Origin of the sequence: Aeromonas sobria (assembly GCF_006243315.1) — a bacterium.
Taxonomy (GTDB): domain Bacteria; phylum Pseudomonadota; class Gammaproteobacteria; order Enterobacterales; family Aeromonadaceae; genus Aeromonas; species Aeromonas sobria_A.
In genome coordinates this window covers 51384-68978 of record NZ_NKWE01000023.1, presented here as the reverse complement: position 1 = coordinate 68978, position 17595 = coordinate 51384, and the positions used below count along the sequence as shown (strand labels likewise).

At 56.3% G+C, this 17595-nt stretch carries 15 protein-coding genes; 4 read left to right on the top strand and 11 right to left on the bottom strand.

Going from position 1 to position 17595, the window contains the following annotated elements; all coding sequences use genetic code 11:
• Positions 1-8: 8 nt before the first annotated feature.
• Both gabT and CF137_RS07445 read left to right on the top strand, forming a co-directional pair.
• Positions 9-1298: a 4-aminobutyrate--2-oxoglutarate transaminase gene (gene gabT / locus CF137_RS07450; protein WP_139718556.1), complete on the top strand. Its 1290-nt coding sequence runs from the start codon at positions 9-11 to the stop codon at positions 1296-1298.
• A gap of 366 nt (positions 1299-1664) precedes the next feature.
• Positions 1665-3014 (top strand): APC family permease, encoded by a 1350-nt coding sequence (locus CF137_RS07445; RefSeq protein WP_101347572.1) that lies wholly within the window; start codon positions 1665-1667, stop codon positions 3012-3014.
• Positions 3015-3347: 333 nt separating this feature from the next.
• Here CF137_RS07445 and CF137_RS07440 read toward each other — a convergent pair whose 3' ends face one another.
• From CF137_RS07440 to pdxH, 4 genes are read right to left on the bottom strand one after another with little or no spacing between them, the layout of a single operon-like run.
• A complete protein-coding gene (locus CF137_RS07440; protein WP_101317261.1) occupies positions 3348-3890 on the bottom strand; it encodes a GNAT family N-acetyltransferase in 543 nt (180 codons plus the stop codon).
• Between the two features lie 6 nt (positions 3891-3896).
• Positions 3897-5537, bottom strand: a complete 1641-nt coding sequence (locus CF137_RS07435; RefSeq protein ID WP_139718555.1) for a GNAT family N-acetyltransferase — start codon at positions 5535-5537, stop codon at positions 3897-3899.
• Positions 5537-6151 (bottom strand): glutathione S-transferase family protein, encoded by a 615-nt coding sequence (locus tag CF137_RS07430; protein ID WP_139718554.1) that lies wholly within the window; start codon positions 6149-6151, stop codon positions 5537-5539. The genes CF137_RS07435 and CF137_RS07430 overlap by 1 nt, the downstream gene beginning before the upstream one ends.
• A gap of 36 nt (positions 6152-6187) precedes the next feature.
• The gene (gene pdxH / locus CF137_RS07425) at positions 6188-6826 is read right to left on the bottom strand and encodes a pyridoxamine 5'-phosphate oxidase (RefSeq protein WP_139718553.1); all 639 of its coding nucleotides are present in this window, start codon (positions 6824-6826) and stop codon (positions 6188-6190) included.
• Between the two features lie 324 nt (positions 6827-7150).
• Here pdxH and CF137_RS07420 point away from each other — a divergent pair, with 324 nt between their 5' ends.
• Positions 7151-8362, top strand: coding sequence for an RsmB/NOP family class I SAM-dependent RNA methyltransferase (locus CF137_RS07420; RefSeq protein WP_068977046.1), 1212 nt, complete (start codon positions 7151-7153; stop codon positions 8360-8362).
• 82 nt (positions 8363-8444) lie between these two features.
• Here the strand turns inward: CF137_RS07420 and CF137_RS07415 are convergent, their stop codons facing one another.
• The 6 genes from CF137_RS07415 to CF137_RS07390 all read right to left on the bottom strand — a co-directional run bounded on the left by CF137_RS07415 (position 8445) and on the right by CF137_RS07390 (position 15742).
• The gene (locus CF137_RS07415) at positions 8445-8840 is read right to left on the bottom strand and encodes a RidA family protein (protein ID WP_101346488.1); all 396 of its coding nucleotides are present in this window, start codon (positions 8838-8840) and stop codon (positions 8445-8447) included.
• A gap of 70 nt (positions 8841-8910) precedes the next feature.
• The gene (pflB, locus tag CF137_RS07410) at positions 8911-11205 is read right to left on the bottom strand and encodes a formate C-acetyltransferase (protein WP_139718552.1); all 2295 of its coding nucleotides are present in this window, start codon (positions 11203-11205) and stop codon (positions 8911-8913) included.
• Between the two features lie 44 nt (positions 11206-11249).
• The gene (gene tdcD / locus CF137_RS07405) at positions 11250-12458 is read right to left on the bottom strand and encodes a propionate kinase (protein ID WP_139718551.1); all 1209 of its coding nucleotides are present in this window, start codon (positions 12456-12458) and stop codon (positions 11250-11252) included.
• Positions 12459-12655: 197 nt separating this feature from the next.
• The gene (gene tdcC / locus CF137_RS07400; protein ID WP_139691349.1) at positions 12656-13993 is read right to left on the bottom strand and encodes a threonine/serine transporter TdcC; all 1338 of its coding nucleotides are present in this window, start codon (positions 13991-13993) and stop codon (positions 12656-12658) included.
• An 11-nt stretch (positions 13994-14004) separates the two neighbouring features.
• On the bottom strand, positions 14005-15009 hold the full coding sequence (gene tdcB / locus CF137_RS07395) for a bifunctional threonine ammonia-lyase/L-serine ammonia-lyase TdcB (protein WP_139718550.1): 1005 nt from the start codon (positions 15007-15009) through the stop codon (positions 14005-14007).
• 388 nt (positions 15010-15397) lie between these two features.
• Positions 15398-15742 carry a Grx4 family monothiol glutaredoxin gene (locus CF137_RS07390; RefSeq protein ID WP_042020708.1) on the bottom strand — a complete coding sequence of 115 codons (345 nt, stop codon included), beginning with the start codon at positions 15740-15742 and terminating at the stop codon, positions 15398-15400.
• Between the two features lie 288 nt (positions 15743-16030).
• Here CF137_RS07390 and sodB point away from each other — a divergent pair, with 288 nt between their 5' ends.
• Complete coding sequence (gene sodB / locus CF137_RS07385) at positions 16031-16615, top strand: superoxide dismutase [Fe] (protein ID WP_068977052.1); 585 nt, start codon at positions 16031-16033, stop codon at positions 16613-16615.
• Between the two features lie 121 nt (positions 16616-16736).
• On the opposite strand, the gene CF137_RS07380 is transcribed toward sodB, so the two are convergent.
• Positions 16737-17549 carry an MlaA family lipoprotein gene (locus CF137_RS07380; protein ID WP_162515884.1) on the bottom strand — a complete coding sequence of 271 codons (813 nt, stop codon included), beginning with the start codon at positions 17547-17549 and terminating at the stop codon, positions 16737-16739.
• Positions 17550-17595 lie beyond the last annotated feature (46 nt).

Genomic DNA, 17595 nt, shown 5'->3' with positions numbered 1-17595 from the left:
GAGGAAAGATGAGTCAGTCAGAATCAAACAAGGCGTGGCAAGCGCGCCGCGAAGCGGCCGTGGTCAACGGCGTCGGCACCCTGCTGCCGGTCTTTATCGAACGGGCGCAAAACGCCGAGCTGTGGGATGTGGAGGGCAACCGCTACATCGACTTTGCCTCCGGCATCGCCGTGCTTAACACCGGTCACAACCACCCGAAAGTGGTGGCGGCGGTGCGCGATCAGCTTGAAAAGTTCAGCCACACCTGCTTTCAGGTAACCCCTTACCCGGGCTACATCGAGCTGGCCGAAAAGCTCAACGCGCTGGTGCCCGGCCCGACCCCGAAGCGTACCCTATTTCTCTCCACCGGTGCCGAGGCGGTCGAGAACGCCATCAAGATCGCCCGCGCCCACACCGGCCGCAGCGGCACCATCGCCTTCAAGGGGGGCTTTCACGGCCGCACCATGATGGGGATGGCGCTCACCGGCAAGGTGGTGCCCTACAAGACCGGCTTTGGCCCCTTCCCCGGCGAGGTCTACCACATCCCCTTCCCCGCCGATTATCTCGGGGTGAGTGAAGAGGATGCGATGCACGCCCTCGAACTCTGCTTTAGCGCCGACATCGAGCCGAGCAGAGTGGCCGCCATCATCATCGAACCGGTACAGGGTGAGGGTGGCTTCTATCCCGCCTCCCCAAGCTTTATGCAGCGGCTGCGCAGCGTGTGCGACCAGCACGGCATTGTGCTGATTTGCGACGAGATCCAGAGCGGGTTTTGCCGCACCGGCAAGACCTTCGCCACCGAGTATGCCGGTATCGAGCCGGACATCATGACGTTGGCCAAGAGCTTGGCCGGTGGCTTCCCCCTCTCTGCGGTGGTCGGCAAAGCGGAGATCATGAACGCCGCCAAGCCGGGGGGCCTGGGTGGCACCTATGCCGGTTCCCCCATCGCTTGTGCCGCGGCACTGGCCGTTTTACAGGTGATCGAAGAGGAGCAGCTCAATCAAAAAGCGTTGGCGCAAGGTGAGCAGATCAAGGTGACGCTGGAACGCATAGCCGAGCGTTTTGACTGCATAGGTCAAATTCGCGGCCCCGGTGCCATGGTGGCCATGGAGCTGGTAAAACAGCGTGATGCCCACCAGCCTGATCCCGACCTCACCAAGCGGCTGGTAGCCGAGGCGGGCAAACGGGGTCTGATCCTGCTGTCATGCGGGGTGCGCGCAAATGTTATCCGTTTTCTCGCCCCCCTGACCGCCCCTGCCGCCGTGATTGAAGAGGGGTTGCAACTCCTTGAAAAATCACTGGAGGCCGCACTGGCCTGACCAGCAGCAAAGTGACCGCTCACTTGTGCAAAAAAATGCAGTTTTGCCCCCTTTTTTTCTTGTCAGGGGGGCCCTGCAAATGCACAATGCGCGGCCACTGAAAGAACCGATATAACACAAGGTTATCGGTTCTTTTTTAGACAGTGAACAAACCCATAAACGAGGCCGGATCACCCCCGGAAAAGATAGCGAGATTGGCAGCAATCTCCCGACACCAAGTCTAGTGAGGAACAACATGGGGCATCTCTATGCTTTCCAACCGGCCATGGCCGGTGTGCGCCACCCTGGCGCCTTTGATTCCCGGGCTTCCCTCCCGGTTTCGTTGATGGACCGTGCCACTCTGGCACTGCATGAGGAACATGCATAATGGCGGCCCAACAGGTTGGTCTGAAAAAGACCCTCAAACTGTGGCAGGTCGTGGTTATGGGTCTGGCTTACCTCACCCCCATGGCGGTATTCGACACCTTCGGCATCGTCACCGAGATCACCGAAGGCCATGTGCCAACCGCCTACCTGTTTGCCCTGATCGGCATGCTGTTCACTGCCCTGAGCTACGGCCATCTGGTGCGCAAGTTCCCGTCGGCAGGCTCCGCCTATACCTATGCCCAGAAGGTGTTTCACCCCTATGTCGGCTTTATGGTGGGCTGGACCTCTCTGCTCGACTACATGTTCATGCCGATGATCAACATGCTGCTGGCCAAGATCTATCTGGGTGCCCTGTTCCCGGAGGTGGAGCCCTGGACCTATATCTTCGGTCTGGCGGTGGTGATGACCGCCCTCAATCTGCGCGGCATCAAACTGGTGGCCAACTTCAACAGCCTGATCGTGGTGATGCAATTCGCCATCATCACCCTCTTCATCGGCCTGATCGCCTGGGGCGTTCATAACGGTGAAGGACTGGGCACCCTTGCCAGCAACCGCCCCTTCTTCTCCGAACAGATCCACATCTCGCCGGTATTGATGGGGGCCTCCATCTTGTGTCTGTCATTTCTCGGATTTGACGCCATCAGTACCCTGTCGGAAGAGACTCCGGACGCGGATCGGGTGATCCCCCGCGCCATCGTGTTGACGGCGCTGATCGGCGGTGTGCTGTTCGTCAGTACCTCTTATTTTTTGCAGCTCTACTTCCCCGACATCTCCCGCTTCCAGCATCCGGATGCGGTACTGCCGGAGATCGCCCTCTACGTCGGTGGCAAGCTGTTCCAGTCTGTGGTGCTGGTTTGCACCACGGTAGCTGTGCTGGCCTCGGGTCTGGCTTCCCACGCCGGTGTATCGCGCCTGCTCTACGTGATGGGCCGTGATCGCGCCCTGCCCGCCCGCTTCTTCGGCTATATCCATCCGAAGTGGCAGACTCCGGCGTTCAACGTGCTGCTGGTCGGCCTGCTGGCCCTCTCTGCGGTGTCGCTGGATCTGGAGATGGCGCTGGCGCTGATCAACTTCGGCGCCCTGGTGGCCTTCACCTTCGTCAATCTGGCGGTGATTGCCCACTTCTATGTGAAGCTGGGCCGCAACAAAACCCTCAAGGATCACCTGATGTACCTGCTGCTGCCGCTCTGTGGCGCCGCCTGCATCGGGGTGCTGTGGCTCAACCTCGAGCCCTCCTCCTTCGAGCTGGGGCTGATCTGGGCAGCGCTGGGGGCCATCTACCTGTTTCTGCGCCTGACGGTATTTCGCATCCCGCTGCACAGCGCGGATCAGATTGAAATCTCTCAGTAATCTCTGAGTGCTTGGATCCTGATCGACCAAGATCCCCTGTCCATTATTTTGATGCTGCGCACCCCTCTTATTGCAAGAGGGGTGAACCGGCTGTCGGCCATGATGGTCACAAGCACAGTGGCACAATTCGCCACCCATAACGCGCAAGAGGATAAAGAGAGAGGGATCGTGGGTTGCTACTGCCCAGCAGAGGATGCGGGGAAAGGGGGCAGCCATGGCACAGCCCTTTATGACCATGCACAGAGTGAACCTGCTTGACCCGGCAAACGTGGCCATACCCGCCAAGACGCCCCCTCAAGCCGGGGACGCCATCAAGGTCAATGAGGATTTTCGCTATATGTGTATTGCTTGTACTTCTTGTTCTTCTTGCTGCTCGTCAGGCACTTCATCAAACAGGGGGTGATAGAGCACCTCACCCTGCACACCAGCAAAACCACTCTCCTGCAGCTCCATCGCCATAAAGCAGTCAGCAGGCACTTCATAGATACAGTGCAAACCAAATTCGCTGGCGGGACGAAAACCGAAACGGCGGTAGTAAACCGGATCCCCGAGTACCACCACCCCTTTCCAGTCCATTTCGAGTGCCGTATCCAGCCCTTCACGCACCAGATCAGACCCAATCCCCTGGCCTTGCCAGTCGGGATGCACCGCCACCGGCGCCAGGCCGAGCCAGGGCCCTTCCATGCCGTTAATGGTGATCGGGCTTAGCATCAGGTGCCCCATGAACTCGAACTCTTCCTCTTCGACCATGGTCACCACGGCGGCGCCACATTCGCGCAGACGGTTGACCAACTCAGCCTCTTCGGCACGACCGAAGGCGGCACTGACCAGTTCGTAGACCGGTAACATGTCACCGGGGCGCTCGGTTCTCAACATACAACGTTACTCCTCGTACAGCAGAGCGGGCATTATTCCACACAACTGCTGGTCACTCTGAGTACCTTTGTCCAAAAATGGGAGGGTGGACTCAGGAAAACGAGCGGCAAACTGCTGCTGCAGAGCCAGCAGGGCTGTCGGGGTGACCCTGTTCAGCGCCTCGCGGTAGGCCAGCCAAAGGGCGGGCGCCTCTTGCGCCAGCCGCTCGAAGGTCAATTCGGGCGCTTGATGCCAACAGCCATCCAGCTCGTCGGCCAGCTCCGGCAACTCCAGCAGCAGCCGTAACTGCTGATAGCGCATCTGCGGCGAGTCACCGTGGCCGTCCAGCGCCTGCGCCATCAATTGGTTGAACCAGTACAGCCGCGATCCGCGCTCCTCACGGCTGAGCAGGGCTGGCCCCTGACGCTGCAGCGCCGCTAACTGCAGCAGCCATGCCAACCCCTGTTCATCATTGTCTTTCAGCAGCACACCGCCAAGATGGGGCAACTGCTCCGGCTCGGCCTGCTCCAGCAGGGCAACGGGGTAACAGTGCAGCTCCAGCGACCGCTCAAGATGCGGCGGGCAGTGCAGACTGAAGGGATCCTCCCCGATCCCGGCCTCATCCATAAAGAGCGAGATGACCCGCTTGCCGTTGACAATCTGCCGATCCGACGTTGCAGGATCTCGCAGGATCACCACGGCGACCCGCTCATCTTCAAGCCAGCGAGTGACCTCATCAAGCAGGGGGGCTGGCAAGGAGAGGGCACGATCCAGTCGCCAGTAACTCACCTCGCACGGCTGACGACCGCTGATATGGCGCTGACCGCGATAGTACATCCCCATTTTTGCCATCACCCGGCCGGAGGCGAGGTTATCCGGCATATGGCGGGCCGTCAGCGCAGGCAGTTGCAGTTGGTCAAAGGCAAACCCCTTGACCAGCTCGGCCGCCCGGGTCGCCAGACCGCGATTCTGCCAGGGCACGCCAACCCACCAGGCGAGCTCGCCATTCCAATGCAGGGAGATCACCCCGACCAGCGCAGCCCCTTGCTCCTCTGGCAAGGTGATGGCCCAGCTCCAGCCAAGCCCAAGCGCAGCCTTGCGCCAGCTGAGCGCCAGCCAGTCACGGGCCCCCTCCGGCGGGTAGGGGTGAGGAATATTGAGGGTGTAGCGGGCCAGCGCCTCGTCGCTGCAGTAGCGCGCGATCTCGCGATCATCGGCAGCCTGCAGTGGCCGCAGCACCACGCCAGCGGCGTGCGAACCTTCGGCCAACGTCGGTATCATCACGCGGCGCGCCAGCAGGCGATTGAGCACGGCGCCCAAATCGGCCCCGGCGGTGAGCGGCAGATCGGCCCCCACCGGACCAAGAGTCAGCAGCCCCTGCTCCTTGGCGAGGGTCACCAGCGAGGTAGAGGCGCTGCTCAGGATCTGGCGACTGGGGTCAGCATGAAAATCAGCCAGCAGATCCCCATCGAGCCAGGCAGCCAGCAGAGCCCCCGGGCAGAGCACCCCGTCAGGGGGACAGATCGCCCACGGGAGATGGGCCTGATCGAGGGAGGCCGCCGCCTCTTTGCCCAGCAGCAACTGCCAGCGATGGCCGTGCTGCTGCCAGACCTGCAACAGCGCAGCCCACTGCGGTTGCCACAGACTCGCCTCGATCAGCAGTTCCATCAGCTGGCCTGACAGGCCGCAGGCAGCGTCAGATGGCGGGGATGGGCTTCAATACGGGCGATCCAGCTACGAATGGCGGGCCACCCCTGCAGGGAGAAGATCCCCTCCTCTGCCACGTGGGTGTAGGCATAAAGGGCAATATCGGCGATGGTCGGGGCATCACCGCACAGGTAGGGGCTCTGTTTCAGTTGCTGCTCCATAACCGCCAGCGCCTTCTCGCCACCGGCCTTCAGCCCGTCGAGGCGCGCCTCCTGGGACTCGGGGCGGCCGAGATAGTGGACGATAAAACGGGCCACCGCGATGTAGGGTTCATGGCTGTACTGCTCGAAGAACATCCATTTGAGCACTTCCGCCTGCTGGCGTGGATCGGTTGGCCACAAGGCGCTGCCTTGCGCCAGATAGAAGAGGATGGCATTGGATTCCGCCAGCGCATCGCCTTGGCCAATCTCCAGTACCGGGATCTTGCCGTTGGGGTTCATGGCCAGAAACGCGGGGGTACGGGTATCCCCCGCCTGAATATCTACCGCCACCCAGTCAAGGGGCAGCTCCAGCCAGCGGGCCAGCAGCCACCCCTTGTAACAGTTGCCGGAACGCAGATCACCATACAGACGCATACACACTCCTTGTGAAAACCGATTTGAACAGCGCGATCAGGGGGCCAGACGCTCGATATGCCAGCCATCCCCTTCGCGGGTGTAGTAGAAGCGGTCATGCAGCCGGTGTTCGCCACCCTGCCAGAACTCTACCGTCTCGATCACCACCCGATAGCCCCCCCAGAAGCTCGGCAGCGGCACTTCGCCATTGGCAAACTTCTGCTTGAGCTCGAGGAACTTGGCCTCCAGCACGCCGCGGGCCGAGATACGGGTCGACTGCTTGGAAACCCAGGCGGCGATCTGGCTATCCTTGGGGCGGCTGTGGAAATACTTCATCACCTCGAAGGTGCTCATCTTCTCCACCCGGCCGGTCACATGAACCTGACGGTCGAGGGTGTGCCAGGGGAAGAGCAGGCTGATACGAGGGTTGCCTTCCAGCTGGTGCGCTTTGCGGCTGCCCATATTGGTGTAAAAGACCATCCCCTGTGCGTCGTAGTGCTTGAGCAGCACGGTGCGCTGCCACGGCTGACCATTGGCATCCACCGTTGCCACCACCATGGCGGTGGGATCGGTCAGTTTGGCCTCACAGGCCTGCGCCAGCCATTTCTCGAACAGCGCCAGCGGATCGGCCGGCAAATCGGCACGGTGCAGCCCGCCACGGCAGTATTCACGGCGCAGATCAGCAACATCCATCATCTTGATTTTCCTTCAAATAAATAATGGCTCCACGACCATCAAGAAAATGATTGCAGGCATTGTGCTCCGCCCGTCTGACGGTGACAAGCCATAACGCAGCGGGCAAGTAGCCACAGCCAGATATGCGCAAACCTGGCCTCAGCGAGGGTGTTTTCTCATTTGGGAGAGGCTATCACCGTCGAAAACGGGACTTACCCCAACCACACCGTACATAACCACCTTGCACCACATGACCCTTACACCTATCATTGCGCCGATTTATCTGTTTTAGAATCTTCCCACACTACTCGGGGGGTTCATCTTTATCTGGCCAAGGTTAATCTCATGCTTAAGTCCCCACTGTTGCCCCGTTTCGGGGATCTGATCGTTGCCATTGTTGACGATGTGCTGGGCCAGGGTCTCACCCTGGACCGCGCCTATGCCCGTCACTTCTCTGGCATCGAACTCAAACCGCAAGAACAGGCAAGGATTGCCCTGGTCACCGGCGATTTGCTGCGTCGCCTCAGTCTTTATTGTGCCCTGACCGGCATTCAGGTCCGTCAGGCCGAGAAAAATGTCTGGCCACTGCTGCATGCCTGGCACGCTTTTCACAAAATTGACCAGCCTAACCGCCCCACTCTGGATCGTTTCAATGAAGAGGCCTTTCGCCGCCGTCTGACCGAAGCGAAGAAGAACCCGGTGCTGATGGATGGTTGCCCGAGCTGGCTGGAAAAGCTGGGTAGCGAGCAGCTGGGCGAAGCCTGGCCTGCCGAGCGTGCCGCCCTGGCCTGGATGCCCAAGCGCTACCTGCGGGCCAACACCCTCAAGTGCACCCGTGAAGAGCTGCAAGCCATTCTGGCCAAAGAGCATGTCACCACCATCCCGGTTGAGGGTGTTGAGACTGCGCTGCAGGTCACCTCTGATACCGCCCTGTTCCGCACCAAGGCGTTTGCCGACGGCTGCTTTGAACAGCAGGACGCAGGCTCCCAGCTGGTCGCAGCTGCGCTGGAAGTGACCCCAGGCATGCGGGTCATCGACGCCTGCGCCGGTGCCGGTGGCAAGACCCTGCACATCGCCGCCATGATGCAGGGCAAAGGCCGTCTGCTGGCAATGGATGTAGAAGAGTGGAAGCTGGAGAACCTCAAGCAGCGCGCCCGTCGCGCCGGTGCCCACAACGTGGAGACCCGGGTCATCACCAGCAGCAAGACCGTCAAGCGCCTCAAAGAGACCGCCGACCGCGTACTGCTGGACGTGCCCTGCTCCGGCCTTGGCGTACTCAAGCGCAATCCGGATGCCAAGTGGCGTGATACCGCCGAGCGTCTGCCGGTGCTGGTAGCACTGCAAGAAGAGATCCTGCAGCGTTACAGCCAGATGGTGAAGGTGGGTGGTCTGCTGGTTTATGCAACCTGCTCCATCCTGCCTCAGGAGAACCGTCAGCAGGTGGACAAGTTCCTCGCGGCCAACGAGAACTTCCGTCTGCGTGACGATCACACCGTGAGCCCGTCAGAGACTGGCTTCGACGGTTTCTACATGGCCCGTATCGAACGTATCGCCTGATCCGCCCGATGACCATATAGACAAAAGCGGCTGCCATTGGCAGCCGCTTTGTTTTGGCTTGCTGACCCACTCCCGATGGGGGTTACAGCGCAGCAATCGCCTCAATTTCGATCTTCACATCCTTCGGCAAGCGGGCCACTTCCACGCAGGAGCGCGCCGGATACATAGCATCGTGCTCGGTAAAAAAGTCGTTGTAGACCTGATTCACCGCAGCAAAGTCGTTTAGATCCGAGACAAACACCGTGGTCTTGATGATGTTGCGTACCTGGGCGCCTGCCGCCTCGACAATCGCCTGCACGTTTTGCAACGAACGCAGAGTCTGCGCCTCGATGGTCTCGGGGATCTCGCCACTCACCGGATCCAGCGGGATTTGGCCCGAGGTGTAGATCATGTTGCCGGTCACGTTGCTGAGGGTTACGCCCTGCACATAGGGGCCGATGGCACCCGGTGCCGCTTTGGTACTGATAACCTGTCGCATCTTAGCTTTCTCCTTGAGGTCATAAAACGGGGTTGGCCCGAAGCAAAGCTGCTCGCCCCGGGCACACAAGTCAGATCATGTTGGTGAAGGTTCTGGCAATCACATCCTGCTGCTGCTCGCGGGTCAGGGCGTTGAAGCGCACCGCATAACCGGAGACCCGGATGGTCAGGCTGGGGTATTTGTCCGGATGATCGATCGCATCGAGCAGCATCTCGCGGTTCATCACGTTGACGTTGAGGTGCTGGCCCCCTTCCACATCCCGCTCGTGATGGAAGTAGCCATCCATCAGCCCCACCAGATTGTTCTCGCGATTGGCGGGCTCCTTGCCGAGCGCCCCCGGCACAATGGAGAAGGTGTAGGAGATCCCGTCCTTGGCATATTTGAACGGCAGCTTGGCCACCGAGGCGAGCGAGGCAACCGCCCCCTTGCGATCCCGACCGTGCATCGGATTAGCCCCCGGCGCAAACGGCGCACCGGCGCGGCGACCATCCGGGGTGTTGCCGGTCTTCTGGCCATAGACCACGTTGGAGGTGATGGTCAGGATCGACTGGGTCGGCACCGCATTGCGGTAGGTCGGCAGCGCCTGGATCTTCTTCATGAACCGCTCGACCAGATCGCAGGCGATGGAGTCGGCCCGCTCGTCGTTGTTGCCGTACTGGGGATACTCCCCCTCAATCACGAAATCGACCGCCAGCCCGTCAGCATCGCGCACCGGCTTGACCCTGGCGTACTTGATGGCCGCCAGCGAATCGACCGCTACCGACAGACCGGCGATGCCGCAGGCCATAGTGCGATAGACATCCCGATCGTGCAGCGCCATCAGCGAGGCTTCGTAGCTGTATTTGTCGTGCATGAAGTGGATAAGGTTGAGCGCGCTGATGTACTGCACCGCCAGCCAGTCCATAAAGCTGTCGAGGCTGCTCATAACGGTGTCGTAATCCAGCACCTCGTCCATGATGGGCGCCACTTTCGGGCCGACCTGGATCTTCAGCTTCTCGTCCACCCCACCGTTGATGCAGTAGAGCAGGGTTTTGGCGATGTTGGCGCGAGCACCGAAGAACTGCATCTGCTTGCCGATCACCATGGGGCTCACGCAGCAGGCGATGGCGTAGTCATCGCTCTCGAAGTCGGTGCGCATCAGGTCATCGTTCTCATACTGCAGGGATGAGGTATCGATGGAGACGCGGGCCGCATAGGTCTTGAAGGCACGCGGTAGCCCTTCCGCCCAGAGGATGGTGAGGTTGGGCTCGGGCGCTGGCCCCATGGTCTTGAGGGTATGGAGGTAACGGAAGGCGTTCCTGGTCACCAGAGTACGACCATCCAGCCCCATGCCGCCGATCACCTCGGTGGCCCAGATAGGATCGCCGGAGAAGAGGGTGTCAAACTCAGGGGTGCGCAGGAAGCGCACCATGCGGATCTTCATGATGAAGTGATCGACCAGCTCCTGGGCGTCCTGCTCGCTGATCAGCCCCGCCTTCAAATCCCGTTCGATATAGATGTCGAGGAAGGTAGCGGTACGACCGAGGGACATGGCCCCACCATTTTGCGACTTCACCGCCGCCAGATAGGCGAAGTAGAGCCACTGCACTGCCTGCTGGGCCGTGCGGGCCGGGCCGGAAATATCGCAGCCGTAGCTCGCCGCCATCTGCTTGATCTGCACCAGTGCCCGCTGGTGCTCGGACAGCTCCTCGCGCTGGCGGATCACCTGCTCCAGATGCTCTCCCCGCTCGAGTGCCGGTTGCAGATCGGCAAACTGCAGCTCCCGCTCACGAATTAGATAATCTATGCCATAGAGTGCAACCCGACGATAATCTCCGATAATCCGACCACGGCCATAACCGTCCGGCAAACCGGTCAAAATCCCCGATTTTCGGCAGCGCAACATCTCGGGAGAGTAGACATCGAACACCCCCTGATTATGAGTTTTGCGCAATTCGCTGAAGGTATATTCAAATTCGGTGTCCATCTCCCGACCATATGCCTCAAAAGAGCTGCGGATCATATTTACCCCACCAAAGGGGTGCAGCGCTCTTTTCAGTGGCTGGTCGGTTTGCAGGCCAACGATTTTTTCCAGCCCCTGTTCGATATAACCCGGCCCGTGGGCGGTAATAGTGGTAGCAATATTGGTATCAAAATCGACTGGTGCGTGGGTGGCATTCTCGATGCGGATCCCATCCATCACCTTGTTCCACAAAGTAGTGGTCGCCTCGGTGGCATCCGCCAGAAATTGTTCATCGCCTTCATACGGGGTATAGTTTTGCTGGATGAAATCACGAACGTTAATTTCATGTTTCCAGTTTTCACCGGTAAAACCTTGCCACGCCTGGATATAACTATCCTGATCCAATTGCACATCAATTTTCATTCAATAAACCTCATTCACGATTCATGACATTACAGTTGAAATATTCAGACACACTCGGTCTGACGGATCTGTTGACCCAGACGAATGGCATCCAGCGCGATCATTTTCTCTTCATTGGTCGGAATGACCGCTGCAAATATTGTCGAAGAGTGTGTAGAAATAACCCGGCATCCCATGGCATTGGACTGTTTATTTAACTCCCCGCTCATGGCAATGCCAAATACCTGCAGGCGCTCGCACACCAGCTGTCTGATAAAAGTGGAGTTCTCGCCAATACCGCCGGTGAAAATTACCGCATCCAGCTGGCGCAATGAAGTAGCATGGCCGCCGATATGGCGGGCAATACGGTGAACAAAGGCATGGATCGCCAATTTCGCCCCTGGATGACCTTCGTGATAAGCCGCCTCCAGCACTCGCATATCGGAAGAGAGACCAGAAATACCGAGCAAGCCGGAGTGCTTGTTCAAGACCCGCTCAATATCTTCGATGGATTGCCCGGTCTTGCTGGCAATATAGGCCAGCGCGCCGAAATCAATATCGCCGCTACGGCTGCCCATAATCAGCCCCTCCAACGGCGTCATCCCCATCGAGGTATCGACGCTCTTGCCATCCTGTACCGCGCAAATAGAAGCGCCATTGCCCAGATGAGCAATCACCAGACCGGCATCGTTACCATTTAGCCCAAGGAAAGAGACTGCCTGCTCGGCGACATAGCGATGAGAGGTGCCATGAAAGCCATAACGGCGCACACCGTAATCCTGCAAATATTGGTAAGGCAGCCCATAGATATAAGCTTCTGGCTTCAAGGTCTGGTGAAATCCGGTATCAAATACCGCAATCTGGGGTTGCGCCGGAAATAGCTGACGAGCAGCCATCACACCGCTCAGATTGGCGTGATTGTGCAGTGGTGCCAAGGGTGACACCTGCTTTATTTTGGCCAAGACATTTTCGTCAATGATCACCGCTTCGCTAAATTCACTGCCACCATGAGCAATGCGATGACCAACCAGCGCAATGGCATCCAGCAAGTCTCGTTTTTTCAATTCTGCCGCAATGGCAGCCAATGCACAGGTGTGGCTATTTTCGGCTAAGGGAGTGACGGGCTCTTTATCTACTTTCAATTGGGGATGTGCCGTCTCAATACCATCCGCCATACCTGATATCACCACTTCACAGGATTGACTATCCAGTACGGAGAATTTGACCGATGAGGAGCCGCAATTGATAACCAGAACCAACGAATCAAACTTCATTACATTGCCTCGATATAAATAGGGTCGAGTCACTGCAGTCAGGGCATTTCACCATAAACAGAAAGTCAAAAAATGGCGAGCCTTACCCAGGGTCCAAATAATTAGACCAACGAAGAACTGGTTATTGCTCATGTCTGACTGCACCATCCAGACCCCGCTAAGGGGCCTGAATGGTTAATGACTTGCAGAAAAGGTTTTCAGAACAGCTTGGAAACAATATTCAGGATGGTCAGCACACCTATGATGGTGACAAACAGGTTGCTGGCCTGACCTTTATATTTTGCCAGTGCTGGCGTCTTGCTCACCGCATACATCGGCAACAGGCAGAGCAGAGAGGCGATAATTGGCGCACCCATTGCCTCAATCAGGTCAAGGATGTTGGGGTTGACATAAGCGACCAGCCAGGTGGAGCCCATGATGAACAACATACTGATCATGTTCAGCTTTTTCGATGAGACCTTGGTCTTGTCACCTTGATAGCCAAACTTGAGGATCAAGCCGTTTAACCCTTCCAGCGTCCCCAGATAGTGACCAAAGAAAGATTTGAAGATGGCAACCAGCGCAATAATAGACGCCGCATACTCTAGGGTGGTGGCAAATGTAGACTTGCTGCCAGTCATCGAGGAGAAGTGGTTGGCCAGATAGGAGAGCACCGGAATATTCTGGGCCTTGGCCTCTGCCATGTTTTGCGGTGACAGGGTAAACAGGCAGCTGAAGGCGAAGAACATCACCACGGCAACCATCAACATGCTGGCACCGGAGATGATTTTGGAGCAGCGCTTCTCGGTAAAATCGCGACCGAACTCGTGCTCATACTCTTCCCGCTTGGAGACGATGAAAGAGGAGACAATCGGTGAGAAGTTGAAGGAGAAGACCATGATGGAGATGCCAAGCCAGACGGTTACCAGAATACCATCGTGACCCAACAAGGAGATTTCACTCAGATTGACCTGGTCAAATACCGCACTGTTCCAGTAAGGGACCAACGAGAGAGAGATGACAATCAGACTGGCAATAAAAGGAAACACCAGATAGCTCATCACGCGAACCATCAGATCTTTACCGAAATAGATGACGAACGCCATTACTAGCAGGAGCCCAAGGGCGACCACACCCCGATTGAGCGGCACCATTTGCAGTTGATGCTCCCAGAATGCCATAAAGGTATTGGTGATCGTTACACCATATATCCAGAGCAAGGGGCAGATGGCAAAGAAGTAGAGGAAAGTAATGACCACACCGCCCATCTTGCCAAAATGCTCTTCGACGGTCTCGGTGATATTAGCGGAAGGATTACTACCGGAGAGGCACAATCTGGCGAGAGCCCGATGACAATAGAATGCTATCGGATAGGCAAGCACCATCATAATCAATATCGGAATTAAGCCACCATATCCAGCCCGGATGGGGAAAAATAGCACCCCGGCACCGATTGCTGTACCAAATAGGCCCAATCCCCAGGTTGTATCTGTTTTACGCCAAGCGCGGGTATTTTCTTTTTCTTTGCTGCTAGTAACGACACTGTCTAATATCATGACTGCATTCCTTACAGGCTAAATTGACGAATATTGTTCTGTTCGATTATCTCGACTATACGGGTCAGATCGATATTGCCACCCGAAATAATGCAGACGGTTTTTTTACCTTCAACATAATGCTGTAGTTTACCGCTTAGCAGAGCTGCAGAAGCGAGTGCACCGGCACCTTCGGTGATGATTTTATTGCGCTGGATCATATCGACCATGCTGTGACGAATATCATCCTCAGAAACCAGGACAATATCATCAACCAGCTGCTTGACGATTTCAAAGGTCATAGAGCCGGGTCTTGCTACATCACAACCATCTGCCAAGGTGCTGCTGGTTCTATGATTAGTGATGGTGCCGGCATAGAAAGAGGCTGCCATACCGTGCACATTTTCAGATTGCACACCGATAATTCTGATTGTCGGATTGATTGATTTAATCGCCATCGCCACACCGGCAATCAAACCACCACCACCGATCGGGACAATGATGTTATCGACATCATACAGATCTTCGATAATTTCCAAGCCAATGGTTCCCTGGCCTGCAATCACTTTGGCATCATCGAATGGGGGAATAAATACCCGCCCTTCCATTTCTACAATTTCACTGACTTTGGCAATGGTGTCATTGAAACTATTGCCATGGAGGATCACTTTGGCTGAGTAATCACTGGTTGCCGCAATTTTTGATTTGGGGGCACAGCAGGGCATAACCACCTTGGCATCAATACCAAGCATGGCACTGGAGAGTGATACGCCCTGAGCATGGTTACCCGCCGAACAGGCCACAACGCCTTTTTTTCGGTCTTCCAGACTTAATGAACTGAGTTTATTGAAAGCACCACGAATTTTAAAAGAGCCTGTACGTTGCATGTTTTCCAGCTTGAGGTAAACCTCACCATGACAACGTTCACTGATGTAATTTGAGGGTAGTTGCGCGGTCTTGTATATATGATTGGTCAGTCTTTTTTTGGCTTCAGTAATATCATGAAGACCAATGGGCAGATTGCTATACATCTTCATCGCAAATCTCTTTTTATTTATTAATTTGTAGGGTTTTACTTCACAGGACGCAGGGATACTAGGTTTTATAAACTGCAATTAATGTGAGCATCAACACAAAAAAACATGCAAAGAGACTAGCTCATTGTGAAATTATCAAAAAATGTGACAGCAGCAACACTCGAATCCCAAAGGATTAGAAAATATAATCAGGCACACTGAGATTATATAATTAACAACTAGCAAACAATGCATTAAAGATTAGGTTTTTTAATGCAAAAAACGCCCTGCGACTCAATCCATACATATGAGCACAGATATCCTGCTCGCGATGTGTGCACTGCCTGGGTCGCTGGCAAATAAAAAAGGGAGCCAATATGGCTCCCTTTTCAGCGATATGAACACCCGCTTACTCGGCGGCGGCGTCATCCTGCTTGTACTTGGCGGCAGTTTCCTTGATCAGGGCCTGCAACTCACCGGCCTGAAACATCTCAATCATGATGTCACAGCCACCGACCAGCTCACCTTCAACCCACAACTGGGGAAAGGTCGGCCAGTTGGCAAATTTTGGCAACTCGGCGCGGATATCCGGATTTTGCAGGATATCAACGTATGCGAACGGCTCGCCACAGGACATCAGAGCCTGGGAGGCCTGGGCAGAGAAACCACAGCTTGGTAGCTTTGGGGAGCCCTTCATGAAGAGAATGATGGGGTTATCAGCCAGCTGCTGCTTAATCTTTTCAATAGTTTCCATAGGTGCCTCACTAGAGCGATTTCGGCAGTCATTCTACTGCAATCTTGTCCGAGTACAACCCGACAAAGGGCCGACAATGATCGAATTACCCAAAGAACAGACGCGGGCTTGATCGCGATCATGGCGCCAATCAAGAGTTGTTAGGCCATCTTTGATGCTGCTACAATCCCTTGGCTTTGGGCTACCCAGCCCCATCATTTTAAAAACAACTCTTTTCAGATATAGAAAAGAGTATGCAATGTCTTGCAACCGTCGCTTTCGCACGGACCAGCCAATGGAGAGTAGAAAATGGCATTCGAACTTCCCGCTCTGCCCTATGCAATCAATGCTCTGGAACCGCACATCTCCCAGGAAACTCTGGAATATCACCACGGCAAGCACCACAACACCTATGTGGTCAACCTGAACAATCTGGTGCCGGGTACCGAGTTTGAAGGCAAGTCTCTGGAAGAGATCATCAAGACCTCCAGCGCTGGCATCTTCAACAACGCCGCCCAGATCTGGAACCACACCTTCTACTGGCACTGCCTCTCCCCGAATGGCGGCGGTGAGCCCACTGGCGATCTGGCCGCGGCCATCAACAAGGCGTTTGGTTCTTTCGCCGAATTCAAAGATGCCTTCACCAAATCTGCCATCGGCAACTTCGGCTCCAGCTGGACTTGGTTGGTGAAGAAAGCAGACGGCTCTCTGGCCATCGTCAACACCTCCAACGCCGGTTGCCCGTTGACCGAAGCGGGTACTACCCCGCTGCTGACTGTTGACCTGTGGGAGCACGCCTACTACATCGACTTCCGCAACATGCGTCCGAAGTACATGGAAACCTTCTGGACTCTGGTCAACTGGGAATTCGCGGCCAAGAACCTGGCTGCCTAATCAGCCCCTCTTGCCAAAACGCCCCGCTCTGCGGGGCGTTTTTTATGGTGAGTGCCAAGAGACAACCGCGCCATAAATACAAAAGGCGCCCAGCGGCGCCTTGTCTCTTCACTGATCGAGATTACTGATCCAGCTCATCCATATACTCATCGAGATTGGCATCATCAGCCTGTTCTGTCTGCTCTTGCTTGAGCACGCTCTGGCGGCCTGTCACCTTGTTCTGGTTTATCTGCAGATAGAAGTCTTTGGTCAGCGCATAAGGATCGAGGGCATTGTCGATGATCCGCTCCTGATCGATCAGTTTGGCACGCGTCCCCAAGCCATCGAGCATCCAGTGGGTAAATCGCAGCGGCAAGGTCAGCAAGGCATAAGGGAAATAAATGGTATCAATCGTATCGCCGACCAGCTCACGGGTGGTGGTCGGGCCGTAGACTGGCACCATGATGTAGGCACCGTCACCGATATCGGCCTTGCCCAGCACGGTATCCATCTCCAGCTTGTTGCGCTCGAGACCAGCGTGTTTGGCCACATCGAAGATCCCCAGCAGACCGACCGTGGTGTTGACGGTAAAGCGCCCCAGGTTGGTGCCCGCCCCTTTCAAATCGCCAGTGATCAGATGGTTCACCATGCTGCTCGGCTCATTGAAGTTTTCAACCAGATTCTCGATGCCATCCTTCATGCCCACTGGCACATAGCGGGCGTAGCCATGCACGATGGGGCGAGCGACATAGGGCTCCAGCACATCGTAGTTGACCGCCCACATCGCCCGGTTGGCCCCCTGGAATGGGTCACGAGGATCGGCTGCCGTACTGGTAGCGCCCGGATTATTCATGCCGGGATTGAGATCCAGACTCTCTGGGCCTGGTTTCGGGGGGCCACCGGCACACCCAGCCAGCAATAAAGCTGACAGGAGGGTTCCTGAACGAAAATGCATATGGGAGTCCTGACGTTTTATTTTGATTTATCAGAAGTATAGATAA